General features: G+C 44.9%; 15 protein-coding genes. 8 read left to right on the plus strand and 7 right to left on the minus strand.

All coding sequences use genetic code 11. From position 1 onward, the window contains the following. Positions 1 to 55 precede the first annotated feature (55 nt). From AB9P05_RS14735 to tilS, 7 genes are all read right to left on the minus strand, one after another. Entirely contained in the window at positions 56 to 583 is a 528-nt protein-coding gene (locus AB9P05_RS14735) for a hypothetical protein (protein ID WP_371909594.1), read from the minus strand. A gap of 96 nt (positions 584 to 679) precedes the next feature. Then, the gene (locus AB9P05_RS14740; RefSeq protein WP_371909595.1) at positions 680 to 1,564 is read right to left on the minus strand and encodes a sulfotransferase domain-containing protein; all 885 of its coding nucleotides are present in this window, start codon (positions 1,562 to 1,564) and stop codon (positions 680 to 682) included. 364 nt (positions 1,565 to 1,928) lie between these two features. Beyond that, positions 1,929 to 3,938, minus strand: a complete 2,010-nt coding sequence (locus AB9P05_RS14745; protein WP_371909596.1) for an amidohydrolase family protein — start codon at positions 3,936 to 3,938, stop codon at positions 1,929 to 1,931. Positions 3,939 to 4,104: 166 nt separating this feature from the next. Next, the gene (mdh, locus tag AB9P05_RS14750) at positions 4,105 to 5,040 is read right to left on the minus strand and encodes a malate dehydrogenase (RefSeq protein WP_371909597.1); all 936 of its coding nucleotides are present in this window, start codon (positions 5,038 to 5,040) and stop codon (positions 4,105 to 4,107) included. 187 nt (positions 5,041 to 5,227) lie between these two features. After that, complete coding sequence (locus AB9P05_RS14755; RefSeq protein WP_371909598.1) at positions 5,228 to 5,743, minus strand: hypothetical protein; 516 nt, start codon at positions 5,741 to 5,743, stop codon at positions 5,228 to 5,230. Between the two features lie 228 nt (positions 5,744 to 5,971). Further along, positions 5,972 to 6,499 (minus strand): Crp/Fnr family transcriptional regulator, encoded by a 528-nt coding sequence (locus AB9P05_RS14760; protein ID WP_371909599.1) that lies wholly within the window; start codon positions 6,497 to 6,499, stop codon positions 5,972 to 5,974. Then, complete coding sequence (gene tilS, locus AB9P05_RS14765) at positions 6,483 to 7,829, minus strand: tRNA lysidine(34) synthetase TilS (RefSeq protein WP_371909600.1); 1,347 nt, start codon at positions 7,827 to 7,829, stop codon at positions 6,483 to 6,485. The genes AB9P05_RS14760 and tilS overlap by 17 nt, the downstream gene beginning before the upstream one ends. Before the next feature lie 75 nt (positions 7,830 to 7,904). Between tilS and AB9P05_RS14770 the strand changes: the two genes are divergently transcribed. The 8 genes from AB9P05_RS14770 to recN all read left to right on the plus strand — a co-directional run bounded on the left by AB9P05_RS14770 (position 7,905) and on the right by recN (position 15,335). Continuing rightward, positions 7,905 to 9,539, plus strand: coding sequence for an OstA-like protein (locus AB9P05_RS14770; protein ID WP_371909601.1), 1,635 nt, complete (start codon positions 7,905 to 7,907; stop codon positions 9,537 to 9,539). Positions 9,540 to 9,633: 94 nt separating this feature from the next. Further along, positions 9,634 to 10,026, plus strand: coding sequence for a T9SS type A sorting domain-containing protein (locus AB9P05_RS14775; protein WP_371909602.1), 393 nt, complete (start codon positions 9,634 to 9,636; stop codon positions 10,024 to 10,026). 86 nt (positions 10,027 to 10,112) lie between these two features. Further along, positions 10,113 to 10,946: an outer membrane protein assembly factor BamD gene (locus AB9P05_RS14780; protein ID WP_371909603.1), complete on the plus strand. Its 834-nt coding sequence runs from the start codon at positions 10,113 to 10,115 to the stop codon at positions 10,944 to 10,946. A gap of 12 nt (positions 10,947 to 10,958) precedes the next feature. Further along, a complete protein-coding gene (locus AB9P05_RS14785) occupies positions 10,959 to 11,276 on the plus strand; it encodes a DNA-directed RNA polymerase subunit omega (protein WP_371909604.1) in 318 nt (105 codons plus the stop codon). 10 nt (positions 11,277 to 11,286) lie between these two features. Next, positions 11,287 to 12,513: a bifunctional phosphopantothenoylcysteine decarboxylase/phosphopantothenate--cysteine ligase CoaBC gene (coaBC, locus tag AB9P05_RS14790; RefSeq protein ID WP_371909605.1), complete on the plus strand. Its 1,227-nt coding sequence runs from the start codon at positions 11,287 to 11,289 to the stop codon at positions 12,511 to 12,513. Further along, positions 12,506 to 13,408, plus strand: coding sequence for a DUF4835 family protein (locus AB9P05_RS14795; protein ID WP_371909606.1), 903 nt, complete (start codon positions 12,506 to 12,508; stop codon positions 13,406 to 13,408). Before coaBC ends, AB9P05_RS14795 begins: the two co-directional genes overlap by 8 nt. A gap of 39 nt (positions 13,409 to 13,447) precedes the next feature. Beyond that, complete coding sequence (locus AB9P05_RS14800) at positions 13,448 to 13,669, plus strand: hypothetical protein (protein WP_371909607.1); 222 nt, start codon at positions 13,448 to 13,450, stop codon at positions 13,667 to 13,669. Between the two features lie 10 nt (positions 13,670 to 13,679). Continuing rightward, positions 13,680 to 15,335 carry a DNA repair protein RecN gene (recN, locus tag AB9P05_RS14805; protein WP_371909608.1) on the plus strand — a complete coding sequence of 552 codons (1,656 nt, stop codon included), beginning with the start codon at positions 13,680 to 13,682 and terminating at the stop codon, positions 15,333 to 15,335. Positions 15,336 to 15,555 lie beyond the last annotated feature (220 nt).

Genomic DNA, 15,555 nt, shown 5'->3' on the forward strand with positions numbered 1-15,555 from the left:
TACTCAGGCATCTTGGCTTGGAAAAGGCCTCTAAAATATTGTCCGGTTATTTATATCAGCCTTCCTTCTGCATCGGCATTGAAAAAGCTTCAGGTATGCCTTTTAAGACCTCCGTCAGGTAGCCACCGTTCTCCTCTGTAGCTCGGCTGCGTTCAGTTCGGGTACGGCGTTCTCTCGGTTTTTTCTCCGTATTGTCCACACCATTAGTTTCACCACGCTTGCTGCCCCTTTCTCTGCGTGAGGGCCCCTCATCTTTCTCGGCACGCTCCTCACGTTCTTTTTCATACTCCTCACGCTCTTTTCTCAACTTCTCCCTTTCTTTCTGCAGTCTTTCACGCTCTTTTTTCAGATCTTCCCGTTCTTTACGAATTTCCTCTTCGTATTCTTCCCATTCCTGCCTTTCTTCCTTTCGATTCTGGGTTTTATATTTCTTATGACCTTTTCTGTCTGATTTAGCGGCCACTTTATTCTTCTGCATTTCCCTGACCCAATCAGGTCTGCCATATCCTTTACCCTGAGCCAGCGCTTGCTGACCACTTATTATAAAGAGGGCAAAAGCGGTAATTGCTATAAATCGTTTCATAATTCTTTGGTAATTGGTTACGCTCAGAATAGTTCAATAAGCGTGCCAATCACCCTAAAGCTAATGCCATAGAAGCTTTCTGTGTTTTTGTAATGTCTACCTTGAAGCAGCAGGAGTGGGGTTATTAGGGGAAATAACTAATCCGTGCCTTAATCCAAACCGGCTAAGGTGTTGCTTATAAAGTTGACTGAACATGCTCTGTTGTTCAGAGGAAAAGTACTTCCTTCCGAATCCCATACTATAATACTCTTCCAGGTACTGTCCCGGTAATGGTTCGCCAAATTTGTCCTGGTGCTCTTTCATAAATGAAAAGTCTGTCCGGTCTATGACGCGCTGAATGGTCTCCTCAGTGGGTGAGATATTCAGAAACCTTGCAATGCCTTCTATCGCAGAGCGCTTATTACTTATGAGGTCTTCGTAATAGAGGTAGTAAATGTCGAAGTTGTGCTCATTTTCAAGCCAACCCTGCACATGAGGGAAGTAAGACTCGTTTTTGTCGAGCCAATATTTGTTATAAAAATCTTGCCAGGTGAGATCAGGAACATTATAGTTCAAATAATGATGATATTTGGAAACAGCCACATCCATGCCATTCCGAACACATACGATGAACCTGCCCTTCATTTCAGGAGGAAAGAAATCGTAATAGAAGTGTGTTTTCAGGATTCTTGGAGAGGGGTATTTATCCAGACGACCTCCTCTCACCATAGTTTCCTCAATGAAGGGGCTTTTTTGATAAATATGGGTGAAATCCATCCGGCCATCAGTTAATAACTGATAAAGTAGCATCTGTAGCAAGGTGGTGCCGGACTTCATATACGTGGCGATAATAATATCATCGTCACGGAACTCATATGATTTGATAGCCTCTTCTGACTGTTTCCTTCCTACAGTGGGTAGTAACCACCTTTGTACTTTATCATATAATCGTAGCTTGAGCAGATCTTTCTTGTCTTTGAAAGAAAATTTTTGGGTTGACATAGCTTTTTCTTTTTCAGGCCTGAAAAGATAGTAATAATAAAGAAATCATGTGAAATAGCGGAGGGCATAAAAAAAGCAGTCCGCGGGTATGCGAACTGCTGCTTTACATGCTGCCGAGTATCAATGTTGCCGATGACTAATTCGATTACACACTTCAAGACGGCATCCGGTGCTTTACCGGCCGGGTGTAACTCCCGGGAAAAAATAGAGGTTCAGGGTGTGCGCCAGAACCACTCCCGTTCACTTTGACCACGAGTCTTCTCTAAACGGTTATGATGATCTGTCAGTTGGTTTATTACTCAGCTCGGGGAAAGTAACCCATGATTGGAAGAAAAAAACTGAATTTTGTATTCCTTCATCTAAGCTACTCTACCCCAATAGCTTCATAGAGCTTTTTCGGGTCATATAACCTACCGTCTTTAATTGTGAGTACTACATTTCTTATCTTACTGATATCCTCTGCAGGGTTACCGTCCACTAATATCATATCTGCAAGCTTACCCGTTTCTAATGAACCCAGGGAGTCATCCATTCCTGTTACTTCTGCAGAGGTGAGGGTAGCTGTTCTGAGAACTTCTCGTGGGCTCAATCCGGCTTTTACATAGTTTTCCAGCTCCCTGTGAAGGGCAAACCCCGCCATGGCATCTGTTCCTGGAATAATGGTGACGCCATTGTCATGCAGGGTTTTCACTATATCCAGCATTCGCTGAAATGACTCTGAGAAGTATTCACGCTCTTCTTCCGGTATAGGTAGACCGCTCTGATAGTAACTTCTGCGGGTTTGTACCGGGAGCCTGTCTACAATCATAGCAAATGCCGGGTTGGCCCGGCCTTTCCGGCCTTTGAACATGCCTTCAAATACTGAGACTGTAGGATCGAGTGCTACACTATTTTCTTTGAGCAGGTCAGTGAACTCTGCAAATGTTTTGCTTTCTGTTTCCACCTCATGGCCATGTGCTCCCACATGCGTGAATCTAAGTGGGGTACGGGTATCAATGGTGTCCGGCATAAAATTCAGCAAGACCATATTAGCGTGTTGGATCTCATCATATCCATCTCTCACAGCCTCTTCCGCAGTCATAAAAGAAGGAATATGGCCACTAAGCCTCATGTCCAGTGAGTGGGCCTTTTCAGCCAGGGGTTTTACCCATTCAGGTTCTATGGAGCTATATAGCTTTATCTGTTTATAGCCGTTGTTATGATAATACTCAATAGCTTCGAGTCCTTCCTCAAGGCTGGCAATTGATTTGCCGGTAGGACCCGTATAAGGACCTTCTTTATCGATAAATCCTGCCATAACTACCAGCCGGGGCCCCAAGAGCTCATTTTCGTTGAATTGCTTGCTCAGCTCAGGAAGCTGCAGGGTATTCCCCATATCACGAACGGAAGTAACGCCAGCTGCAAGGTGTAAAATACCGTCTGACTTACTTATATGTGTGTGCATGTCGAAGAGTCCCGGGAGCAGGGTTTTCCCACTACCGTCTATGATTTTCAGGTCTTTTGGCAAGGTGGCTCCAGAAGTAGGGGCAACCATAGAAATACGGTTATTTTCTACGGCTACAGTCATGTTTTCCTGTATGCTCATTGATACGGGGTCATACAGTTTCACATTTGTGATGGCAAACCCGTTGTCAGGCAGTTCGGTTAGCCGGGTAGCTAGCTCTTCGTAGTAAATGTCCTCTTTGGTTGTTTGAAGGTCCAGCATGTCGGAACGAAGGGTATGGTAGCCTTCCCTGATAAGAGCGAACCAGGTAGTATAAAGGTAAGCAACCATATTATTATCCTGGTCTACCCATAATTGGTATGGAGCAAAGGAAAAGCCGGACAGTGATACAAGCTTCAGGGTTAGGGTGTCGCCAAAGGTATGTGGTTGCACATCTAGTATCCTGGCCTCGCCCCCAGGTAACAGCCTTACGCTGTTACCCTCATCTCGCAGCAGATATTTCACGAGTATTTCCATGGGCACAAAGGAGCTTTGCCCCGGGCTATAGAGTGCTGTTTCTCCTTCCAGGGTCAGGCTACCTGCTTCAGCCTCACTTTTCCACTGGGCACGCTGGCCATACAGTGTAAATGTTTCTGATACGGTATCTTTCATGTAGTCGTGTCCGACGGCAATGAAGGAGCGTGGTATTCCCTGTTCGTTTAAAATTATTTGTTCTTCCAGATACGGACCACGGCCCCTGTCATTAAACTCGTAGGTAGTGGTGTAAGTGTTTTCAGGGTAATTGACGGTTAGTTGCTTACCAGCCTGTCTGTCACCAAAATAAATATTGAAAGCAGTGGTATCAGCTTTTAAGTGAACGGCCCCTGCATCCGGGCAGGCAATGACCATATAGCAGACGACCCCCAGAGTAGTGAGTATGACCTTTTTCATTATGATTAAGTTTAGCAGTAGTTCGATAGAGCGACATAGGTAAGTTAAAGTATTTTAAAGGGATTATTCTTACCGCTCAAACCAAAATGAAGAGATGGCCTGAAGACCAAAAAATAAGGGGGTCCCTCACAGGAACCCCCTCTTATATCAATTGAACGGACAGGCCTTATTTGCTATTCAGCTTGTCCAGTACATCCATTACTTCTTTTACGTGGGTACGGCTGGTCTCTAGATCAGCTTTTTCCTCATCGTTAAGGTCGAGCTCAATTACTTTCTCGATGCCATTCTTACCAAGAATGACAGGTACCCCAAGGTAAGTGCCCTCGATGCCATACTCGCCTTCCAGCTTAATGCACACAGGGAATACCCTTTTCTGATCGCGCACGATAGCCTCTACCATCTGAGCTGCGGCAGAACCGGGAGCATACCATGCACTGGTGCCCATAAGCTTTACAAGCTCACCACCACCGGTCTTTGTACGCTGGATAATCGCGTCCAGCTTGTCTTTAGCGATCATTTCTGTTACTGGGATGCCTCCTACTGTAGTATATCGGGGCAGAGGAACCATGGTGTCGCCATGACCGCCCATCAGCACAGCCTGGATATCCTTTGGTGATACATTTAATTCTTCTGCAAGGAAGGCACGGTAGCGGCCTGTGTCCAGGATACCAGCCATTCCCATAACCTTGTTACGAGACTTGCCACTAGTAAGGTGAGCCTGGTAAGTCATAACGTCAAGCGGGTTAGATACCACAATAATGATGGCATCTGGAGAGTGCTTGATGATGTTTTCAGTAACGGACTTAACAATACCGGCATTAGTTTCGATAAGGTCGTCACGAGACATACCAGGCTTACGGGGAAGCCCTGAAGTGATAACCACTACATCGGAACCTGCTGTTTTTGCATAATCATTAGTAGATCCGACAGTTCTTGAGTCATACAGGTTGATAGGGGCTTTTTGCCAGATGTCAAGGGCTTTTCCCTCGGCAACGCCTTCCTTAATGTCGACAAGAACAATTTCGTTTGCAATTTCGCGGTAAGCCAGAACGTCGGCACAGGTAGCACCAACATTGCCAGCTCCTACTACGGTAACTTTCATAGTATGTGAGGGTATGAGTTAAGTAATTCAAAAAAATATGGCGTATATACCAAAGGGTCAACCGGTTTATGTCCGGTCATGTTTTACGCGCCGCTAAATTAAGACAGGAAGGTGTGAAAAGAAAGGATAACAAACGTTTCCGGGCCATTTTTAACCCGGTTTAGGGGCAGAAGAAGGAGTTGGTGGCTTAATTGGCTGTCAGTTGATAGGAAGGGTCAAGTTTTTGCAAACCTTCCGTTACGAGATCATGCCACCTCGCCTGAACAGACTCACTGATACCATGCACCGTTTCCTTGTCATAGAGTGCCTGAATCTCAAGTTGCTGAAGATTGTATTTGTCTTTCAGGCGGCGAGCTGTATCAGCATCTTTGCGTTTTAGCTTAAGGTCATTGAGACGTTTTTCCAGCCTGCGGGCATATATTTCAGCAATATCAAAATGCAATTGCTCATGGGCCAGTAGCTTCAGGTCTTTTTTCTCCCGGGTCCAGCTCTGTGACCGATCAAAAACAGCAAAGGCCCTGAAGGTGATATTGCCCCAGAAGTCGATGTTTTCAATCTCCAGGGCAATACCAGCATAGGTAACAGCTCCGTGAAGGTGGTCATGCGCCTCCGGTTTGCCGCGAAACTCTTTCCACGAAAGAGGTCCCTCATCCCATGGCCTGAGCTCAGAGGATTCCTGTGCCTGTGCAGGTTGAAAGACCATTATAAGCGTGATGGTAGATAACCCTAGTCGGAATATGTAGCTCAAGAATGACATTAAGACTCAATTTACTCTTTCCAAAGCAAAATGCGCGCCACAAAATCATTTTAAGGCAGATTCTCTTATCCGTTAATGCTGTCTCTTTAAAAGAGGGCTCTGGAAAATGTAAACAGGATGGGGAGAGCCTTGGCTTGCACGTCAATAAATGATTAGTGTGTAAGGCAGAACGCTTTATTTCTTTTTTTGAATATAAATCTGCCCAAGGTCAAAAAAGCCAAATGAAGAACGGTAGGCTTTGAAAAGCGTATCCTGGTAAATATTATACTGCTCTGACAGGCTGGACATCATTTTAGCCTGTACACGGGGGTGCTCATTGAAAATATCCAGGATATTTACCTGGGGTAAAACATAAATCTCTGTCTTATCCACTGTACAAATAGCTGAGTAAATCCTGTGAGTGCCTTCCAGAAGGGTATTATCTCCGAAAGAGCGTCCGCTTCGCAGTCTTACTAATTCTTCGAATTTATCTTCAATATCGAGTTGCAAAGAGACCTGACCCTCTTTAACGATATATAAGGCGTGGCTGGGGTCTTTTCTGAAAAAAACCACCTCATTTTGTTTATATTCTCTTAAATGAAGGTAGGGAATGAAATAGCTCTTTTCTTTACTGGTAAGCTTTTCGAAGAGAGGAATACGGCCAAGAAACCGGAAGATCCGGTGCTCCTTTTCTGAATATGTTCGCTTAAATGGATTTATCATAGTCTTCAAGAATGCCGATGCGGTAAACCTCTTTAGTGTCTTTGGTTAAGCGGTATCTGTGGTCTATTCGGTAACCTGCGACCCAAACGATGTCATCACCGCTGCATACGACTCTTACCTTTTCCTTCAAGTATAGCGGAATTTTCTCATCGATCATAAAGTCGCTGAGCTTTTTTTGTCGCTTCATTCCCAGTGGGAAAAAGCGGTCTCCCTGCTTCCAGGTACGTATTTTCAAGGGAAAAATAAGCTTATCTCTATCCAATGCGGCGACCTGGCTATCTGTGCTTATTTCAAAATATTCGGCTGGGTGAAGGCTTATCTCCCAGTCGTATCCTGCCGCATGCTGAGTCCCTTCTTCTTCACTCAGTTCACCGGTAAGTGCAGTGCCATCAGGTTCCTTCTGCAGAATCAGGTCCTCCCGATCACGATATAGCCTGTAGCCTTTTGCAGCCACGAAGCGCCCTGATTCCCCGACACCATCGCCTAGCACATCCCTCATTTGCTCGTAGGCATATCCGTACTTTTTAAGTAATTCATGAAGAAGTAATGCAGGAGCTGGAGTGGCCAGCAATGCCTCAAGTGGAATCCGGATTAGTCCCTCCGTACTGGTAAAGCAGTGTTGTTCATAAAACGAGTTCACAAAAACCTTGACTATTGCTTCTGCCCCGGCCAGCTTTTCACTGGTCACCGCCATACGCTGCTCAAGATTCGGGTTTTGTTTTTTTAATACCGGCAATACACTTTGTCGTATCTCATTTCGGCGGTATTTGGTGTCTTGATTACTGCTGTCCTCCCGCCATGCTATATTTTCAGAAATAGCGTAGCCTGCAATGTCTTCACGGGAGGCAAATAACATAGGCCGGATGATGCGATTCTGCCGTGACCTTATTCCATGAAGGCCACTAATTCCCGTTCCCCTGGTCAGATTTATAAGCATGGTTTCGGCCACGTCACCAAGGTGATGGGCTGTGGCTACTGCCTCAAAACCGTGTTTATCCAACAGTGAGGTAAACCACTCATACCGCAGTTTACGGGCGGCCATCTGGATACTTATTCCTCTTTCTTCAGCGGCACCTTTAGTATCGAAGGACATAAGGTGTGCCGGTATATTCTGTAATTGCGCATAGGACCTGACAAAAGCCTCGTCTTCTTCGGATTCCTTTCCCCGTAGATTAAACTGACAATGTGCAATAGCACAGTTATAGCCTGCCTTTATGAACAGGTCTGCCATGACCATACTATCTACTCCGCCGCTAACGGCAAGCAATACCTTAGAATCCGGTGAAATTAGGGCCCGGTTTTTGATATAATCCCTGAAACGTTCAAGCATGCGGTAATTTTCCGTAATTTTGGGCGGAATTAAAAAGGAAGTTTTGCCATTATCACTTTCCCAAGGGCTAAGTAAATGACTATAAACAGATACATATACCTTATAATCACCTTATTAATGTGCCTGGTAGCAGGGCAATCCGTGGCCCAGAAGCAGGGTAATATCAAGGGAGATCGCCTTGTTGGAGGTAAAAATAAGGATGGAGAGCGATATGAAAAGTGGATAGGCAATGTGGTCTTTGTGCAGGAGGGGACGCGTATTTATTGCGACTCTGCTCTCTATTATCGAAGTCGTGAGGTAGTCGAAGCATTTGGTGATGTACGTATCCTGGATGGAGATTCGGTAACAATCACCGGCCGTAAACTAACTTATAGAGGCAAAGAGAAAAAGTCCACACTGCTGGATGATGTCGTCTACAAAAAGGACAGTATCACACTCTATACAGACATCCTTAACTATAACCTTAATAGTAAAGTAGCTGACTATATAGGAGGAGGTCGTATTGTTGATCCTCGTAATGAACTTACCAGCCGGATAGGCACCTTCTTTTCTGCAGAGGACTTTATGCAGTTTAAAGATGAGGTGGTGCTTAAAAATGATGAATACACCTTGTATTCAGATACACTGGTCTACTATACAGAAACCAAGGTAGCAGACTTCCGTGGAGCTACCAGGATATTGGGCCCTGACGGTACTGTAAATGCTGAAAACGGGCTGCTATACCGGACTTCCGGTAAGCAAAGCACACTCCGGGAAGGCAAAGTGGAATCAGAGAGTTATGTGCTATCCGGCTTACGGCTTTTTTCCGATGAGCTACGCAATTTTTACAGGGCCAATACCGATGTGCAACTGGTTTCTAAGGAGCAGGATGTGATCATTACCGGCGACGAAGGACGCTATTGGAAAGATCAGGGGCTCACCAAAATATATGGCCGTGCTGTAATGAAAAAGATACTGGGACAGGATACGGTATACCTGTCTGCAGACACATTAGTGGCCATAGATAGTAAAGTAGAAGCAGAAAAACGTGTACTGGCTTATCCGGACGTCAGAATCTGGAAGACCAACCTGCAGGGCAGGGCGGATTCACTGGCTTATTATGTGGCAGATAGCCTTATACGGTTCTTTGAAGATCCTATTCTCTGGAGTGATAAAAACCAGATAGAAGGTGACAGTATCTGGATTACTCTGCGGGATGGGGGCATAGAGAACATGTTTGTCAAGCAAAACTCTTTTGTTGTGTCTGAAGATACCCTTGGTAACTACAACCAGGTGAAAGGAAGGAACATGGTAGCGCGATTCAGAGACAATGCCATTAAAATAGTAGACGTGGAAGGCAACGGGGAAAGCATCTATTTTGCCCTGGAGAATGATAGCATAATGACCGGTATGAATAAGATTATCTGCAGTAATATGCGTCTCTTCTTTGAAGACAATCAATTAAGTAAGATTAATTTTTATGTGGAGCCGGATGCCAGTTTCTTTCCTCCCCATGAGATCGCCGCTGCACAGCGTACCCTTCCCGGGTTTGTATGGCGAATAGAGAAAAGGCCCACTTTGCAGGATGTGCTTTTACGGTCTGATATAGCGGAAGAAGAAGAGGAACAGACCCTGCCAGGCATGGAATTCTATGAAGAAGAGGGGCCTGAAGCAGGTGCTTCTAATGCGGAACTATCTGAAAAAGAGGTAGAAGTGTCTAACAATGATTAGATATTTGCAGTTAGAAAAGACAAGTAATAATTGCTGCTCGATTCAGGGTGAAAAAGCACTGATTTCTTACTATATTTATTAAAAAGTTGCCTCTTTGCTTAAAAAGTTTTTCATATTAGTCGGCTTTATCGCGCTTTGTTCAGGCTTTACGCCATATCAGACAGAGTCAGCGGAGCGTGACCCAAATATTAATCTGGGGCTGACAGATAATGATCTTTTTGAAGCAGAAGGAATTAAGATAGGAGATATTTATCCTAATCCAGCCGAAAGGTTCATTGAACTGAAATACACTATATCAGACCCCGGTACCCGGGTGAAAATTCTCTTTCATAACGTACTGGGCGTTCGAATGGCAGAACATTCTCTTGATGCCGGAAAATCCAGCCTCCTTGTCTCCACTGAAAAATTCATCCCCGGCATCTATTTCTACACCCTCAACGTGAACGACCAAAACGTTATTACCAAGAAGCTGGTCGTAAAAAAATAGGCCTCGTATCATATTCCTTCAATATCGGCGTTATGAAGCCGAATAACATTGATAATCTGCGTTCAATACGTTACTTTTGCACCCTTATGCGTTTAGAAGGTTTTTGTAAAGGTCTATCCTGGGCTATTCTTCTGATTATTTCAGTTGCTTGTAGCGAGTTTAACGACATTCGGAAGAGTGACGACTGGGAGAAGAAGTATAAGGCTGCTCTTGAATACTACGAGGAGGAGGATTACTACCGGGCCAATGTGCTGCTGGAAGAGGTGCTACCCTTATTAAGGGGTACTGAATATGAGGAGAAAGCCCAATTCCTGTATGCATATTCTCACTATTACAGGAAACAATATATCCTTAGCGCACATTATTTTAAGACATTTTACGATACCTATGGCCGTAGCGAATATGCCGAGGAGGCTCTTTATCGCTATGCTTATTCGCTGTATAGCCAGTCACCGGAATACAACCTGGATCAGTCCAGTACTTATGAGGCTATTCAGGCTATCCAGTTATTCATCAACCGGTATCCCGGCTCTGAAAACAGGGAAGAGGCTACGGCAATCATTGATAAGCTGCAACGCAAACTGGAGCTTAAGGCATTTGATAATGCACGGCTGTATCACCAGCTGAGAGTGTGGAAGTCGGCTATTATTGCTTTTGATAATTTCAGCAATGATTATCCTGATTCTCCACTCAACGAAAGGGCACAGTTTCTGAAGATTGAATCATCTTATGAACTTGCGGCCCGTAGTATTGAGTCAAAAAAAGAAGAACGTTTTCGCCAAACGGTAGATTACTATCAGGAATTTCTGGATACTTATCCGGAAAGCGAGTATTTGAAAGAGGCGGAAAATATTTATAAAGCAACCCTCAAGGGGCTGGAATCCGTAAATACTCCTACGGAGACAGCAGAAAACAGTTGATCATAAATACATATGGCAAACATTAATCCCTCTATCACCACCAGAAATACAGACAAACTCGTAGAGCCTACCGGCAATATTTACGAAACTGTGGTGATACTTTCTAAAAGAGCTCGTCAGATTTCTACAGGCCTTAAGGAAGAATTGAACAGTAAACTTGCCGAATTTGCTTCTACGGTAGATAATCTCGAAGAGATATTCGAAAACCGTGAGCAGATTGAGATATCCAAATTCTATGAGCGTATGCCTAAGCCTACCCTTTTGGCTATAGATGAGTTTATGGAAGATAAGGTAATGTTCCGTAAGCCTGAAGAGGATATCGAAGAATAAAATATTATTTGTGACATCATTAAAGGGTAAGAAAGTATTATTGGGGGTAAGCGGTAGCATCGCTGCCTACAAATCCGCCTTTCTTATCCGTTTACTAGTAAAATCAGAAGCAGAGGTGCGTGTAATTATCACGGCCTCTGCTTCTGATTTTATACCCCCCCTCACACTTGCCACCCTCTCGAAAAACCCTGTCCTATCAAGTTTCACATATGGTGATAAAGGGGAATGGAACAATCATGTGGAACTTGGGTTATGGGCTGATCTAATGCTGGTGGCCCCGGCAAGTGCCCATACCCTATCCAAGTGCGCCAATGGTATATGCAGTGACCTGCTTACAGCCATATACCTGTCTGCCCGGTGTCCGGTCTGGTTTGCTCCTGCTATGGACCTAGATATGTATGCTCACCCCTCTACCAGAGACAACCTTCGAAAACTGGAAGAATATGGTAACAGGATAGTTGAAGCACGTGAAGGCGAGCTAGCCAGCGGATTATCAGGCCAGGGTCGAATGGCTGAACCTGAAGAGCTTGTGGAAGAACTGTCCAGGTTTTTTGAAAACGATCTGGACAGTAATGTCGGAGGGCTGGCTGGTAAAAACGTTATGGTAACAGCAGGCCCTACTTATGAGGCAATCGATCCGGTAAGATTTGTAGGCAATCACAGCACAGGAAAGATGGGGTACGCTATAGCTCGGGCACTCTGTGCGGCTGGAGCCAATGTAACGCTTATCAGCGGTCCTACCGCGCTGGATATTCCCCCAGGAGTGAGAGGTATTAAGGTCACTTCAGCCATGGAGATGCACAGGGAAAGCCTGAATGTTTTTTCTGAGACAGATATTGCCGTATTTTCTGCAGCCGTTTCTGACTTCAGACCCAAAAATCCGAAGGGCCAGAAAATAAAGAAAGAACCCGGGGTGGAGGACATAAGTGTGGAAATGGTTAAAAACCCGGACATAGCAGCCGAATTGGGTGCACTGAAGAAGGCAGGCCAGTTTACCGTAGGATTTGCCCTGGAAACACACGACGAAGAACAAAACGCCGGCCGAAAGCTGGAAAATAAAAACCTGGATATGATCGTTCTGAATTCTCTGAATGAAAAGGGTGCCGGATTTGGACATGACACAAACCGGGTTAAATTTATATTCAGAAATGGTGAGCGGATGGCTTTTGAACTGAAATCAAAAGATGAAGTGGCCCGTGATATCGTATCAGCTATTATCAGACAAACTCATGTGTAGACTGTTATTGCTCGGCATATTTCTTATTTCTTCAGGCCTGCTTAAGGCCCAGGAGCTCAATTGTAATGTGGTGGTAAATTCATCGCAGATACAGACAAGTGATCGGCGCATCTTCGATGATATGGAACGGGCCATAGCTCAGTTTATGAATCAGCGTCGCTGGACTGAAGATGAGTTTGGCAGTGAGGAGCGCATAGACTGCAATATGATTATAAACCTGCAGGACATGCCTGAAATAGGGTCATTCATCGCGACAGTACAGGTTCAGTCTGCACGTCCTGTTTATGGTAGTGATTATAATAGCCTGCTATTCAATTTTGCAGACCGGGACTGGGCGTTTCGTTATAATGAATCCCAGCCGATGGACTTCAACCGTAACAGCTTTATCAGTAACCTGACGAGCATGCTGGCATTTTATGCCTATGTCATTATAGGTATGGACTATGATACTTTTTCAGAACTGGGGGGAACGCCTTATTTTCAAATTGCCCAGAATCTGGTGACGAATGCCCAGGGAGCAAATGAGCCAGGCTGGAAGCCATTTCAGAGTTCTGATCGCCGTAATCGCTATTGGTTGGCAGAAGGGCTTATGAATCAGCAGTTTGAGGATTTTCGCCGGGGGATGTATATGTACCACCGCCAAGGCATGGATCTTCTAACTCAAGACCCTGAAGAGGCGAGGAAGTCAGCTTTGAAAATGCTGGAAGAGCTACAGAAAGCTAATCGTACGAGTCCCAATAATATACTGGTTATCAGCTTTCTTGACTCAAAAAGAGACGAGATAGTTAACCTATTCGGTCAGGGCGATATTGGAGTTCGCCGTCAGGCCTTTAATATTCTAAGCCGAATAGATCCTACCAATTCTTCTGACTACGAACAGATACTGCAAAATTAATCGCCATTTTGTAATTTCGCGTCTTTTCGGATAGTTAGTATGGCGAAAAGACAACAGCGAATAACATCCAAAGAACTACCCGGGGCTATAGAAGGCCTTGCAGGGCAGTTATCTACCTTGGTATTGCGTAATGGGCGGGCCTTGCAGGTAACGCCTCTGAGCCGGCAGGACTCTTCACTGGTTGTGAAGGATATGCTCGGAAAGAAACGCACCATCCCACTATCCGACATTGAGGAAATAATTGTAGAACACTCCGCCTGATTATCCGGACATGCTTAAGCACCTCCTAATAAAAAACTACGCCCTTATCAGTGAACTGGAAATGGAACCCGCTTCCGGTCTTAATATTGTAACCGGCGAGACCGGTGCAGGAAAGTCCATTATGCTTGGTGCAATTGGGCTGTTGCTCGGTCAGCGGGCAGATACCAAAGTGTTATTCGATGAGGATAAGAAATGCGTCATCGAAGGCAGTTTTGCTATAGGAAGCTATCAGCTCAAACCTGTTTTTGAAGAGGAAGATCTCGATTATGAAACTGAGGCTCTTATTCGCAGGGAAATATCCCCTGCCGGAAAGTCCCGGGCCTTTGTGAATGATACCCCCGTGACCCTTTCGGTACTCAGAAGGATAGGTAGCTACCTGATGGATATTCATAGCCAGCATGACACCCTCAGGCTGGGTTCTCATACCTTTCAGCTGAGGGTAGTGGATGCTTATGCGAATACATCTGACGAAAGAAAAGCTTATTCTGAGGCCTGGCAAACACATAAGAAAGCATTGACTGCATATGAAACCTTGCGTGAAGAGGCAGAAAAGATCAGGGAAGAGGCGGATTACAAACAATTTCTGTTGAATGAGCTTCTTGAGGCCAACCTGACGGAGGCAGATGAAACAGAGATGCTGGAAGAAGAACTGCGAAAACTGGAGCATGCTGAAGAGATTAAGCAGGTGTTGTTTTCAGCTGCCGGGGTTTTGGGCAAAGGAGATGAAGCAGTAACTGATCCGCTACATAACATACTATCATCCCTAAACAAGATTGCCCGTTATTCAGATGAGTACAAAGAGTTAGCTGACCGCCTTAATAGCGCGATTATTGAGCTTGAAGACATAGGGGGGGAAGCCTCTTCGCAGGAGGATCAGGTTGTGTACGATCCGGAGCGAACGCAACAGGTACAGGAGCGCCTTGACCTGCTATTCAAACTACAGCAAAAGCACCGGGTAGCCTCTCCCGCTGAACTGATCGAAATAAGGAATACGCTTGATGATGAAGCGAGCAGGCACGCAGACCTGGATAATGAACTGTCAAGAGCAAAGAGCGTTCTCGATGCGGCCTCAAAGTCTTTGAATGAAAGAGCTTTAAAACTAAGTAATGCCCGAAATAAGTCATTTACACCGATTAGTAAAGAAGTAGGTGTACTGCTAAAAGACCTGGGTATGCCTGATGCCCGCCTGCATGTGGAATCAAAGGAGGTGGCTCCTGGTCCCAGTGGCATAGATGAAATACATTTCCGCTTTTCTGCTAATAAAGGAGTAAATCCGGAGGACCTGGATAAAGTGGCATCTGGAGGCGAGTTTTCAAGACTTATGTTCTGTATCAAATACATCATCGCAGACAAAACAGCTCTTCCTACTATCATTTTTGATGAGATAGATACGGGAATTAGTGGTGAGATTGCTCTCAAGATGGTTCGCATGATGAAATCAATGGCCAGAGGACACCAGGTGGTCAGCATTAGTCACCTGCCTCAGATTGCCGCCAAAGGAGATGCTCACTATCACGTGTACAAGGATAATAGTCAGTCCAGAACGATTAGCCGTATCCGCAGGCTATCGGATGAGGATCGCGTGGAAGAGATCGCCCGAATGATCGGTGGCGATAAGCCGAGCCAGGCAGCATACACTAGTGCAAAAGAGTTAATAAACAACTAAATATTTCACAGGTAAGTAAAATTGTGTAATAACAATAATTTAATTTAATAATTATTGTTGAACCACTTTTTATCTCTTTATATTTGCATCCGTTAACGGGGTTATTGTCTCCATCCAATACCCTAAATGTCAACTAGTTGCCAGTCTTCCCTGATACGGAAGGTCAATTTTTTTTCAGCGATCAACCTAACCTACCAGTTGTGATCAACAGGCCGTCTGT

The sequence above is a fragment of the Roseivirga sp. BDSF3-8 genome (genome assembly GCF_041449215.1).
Lineage (GTDB): Bacteria > Bacteroidota > Bacteroidia > Cytophagales > Cyclobacteriaceae > JBGNFV01.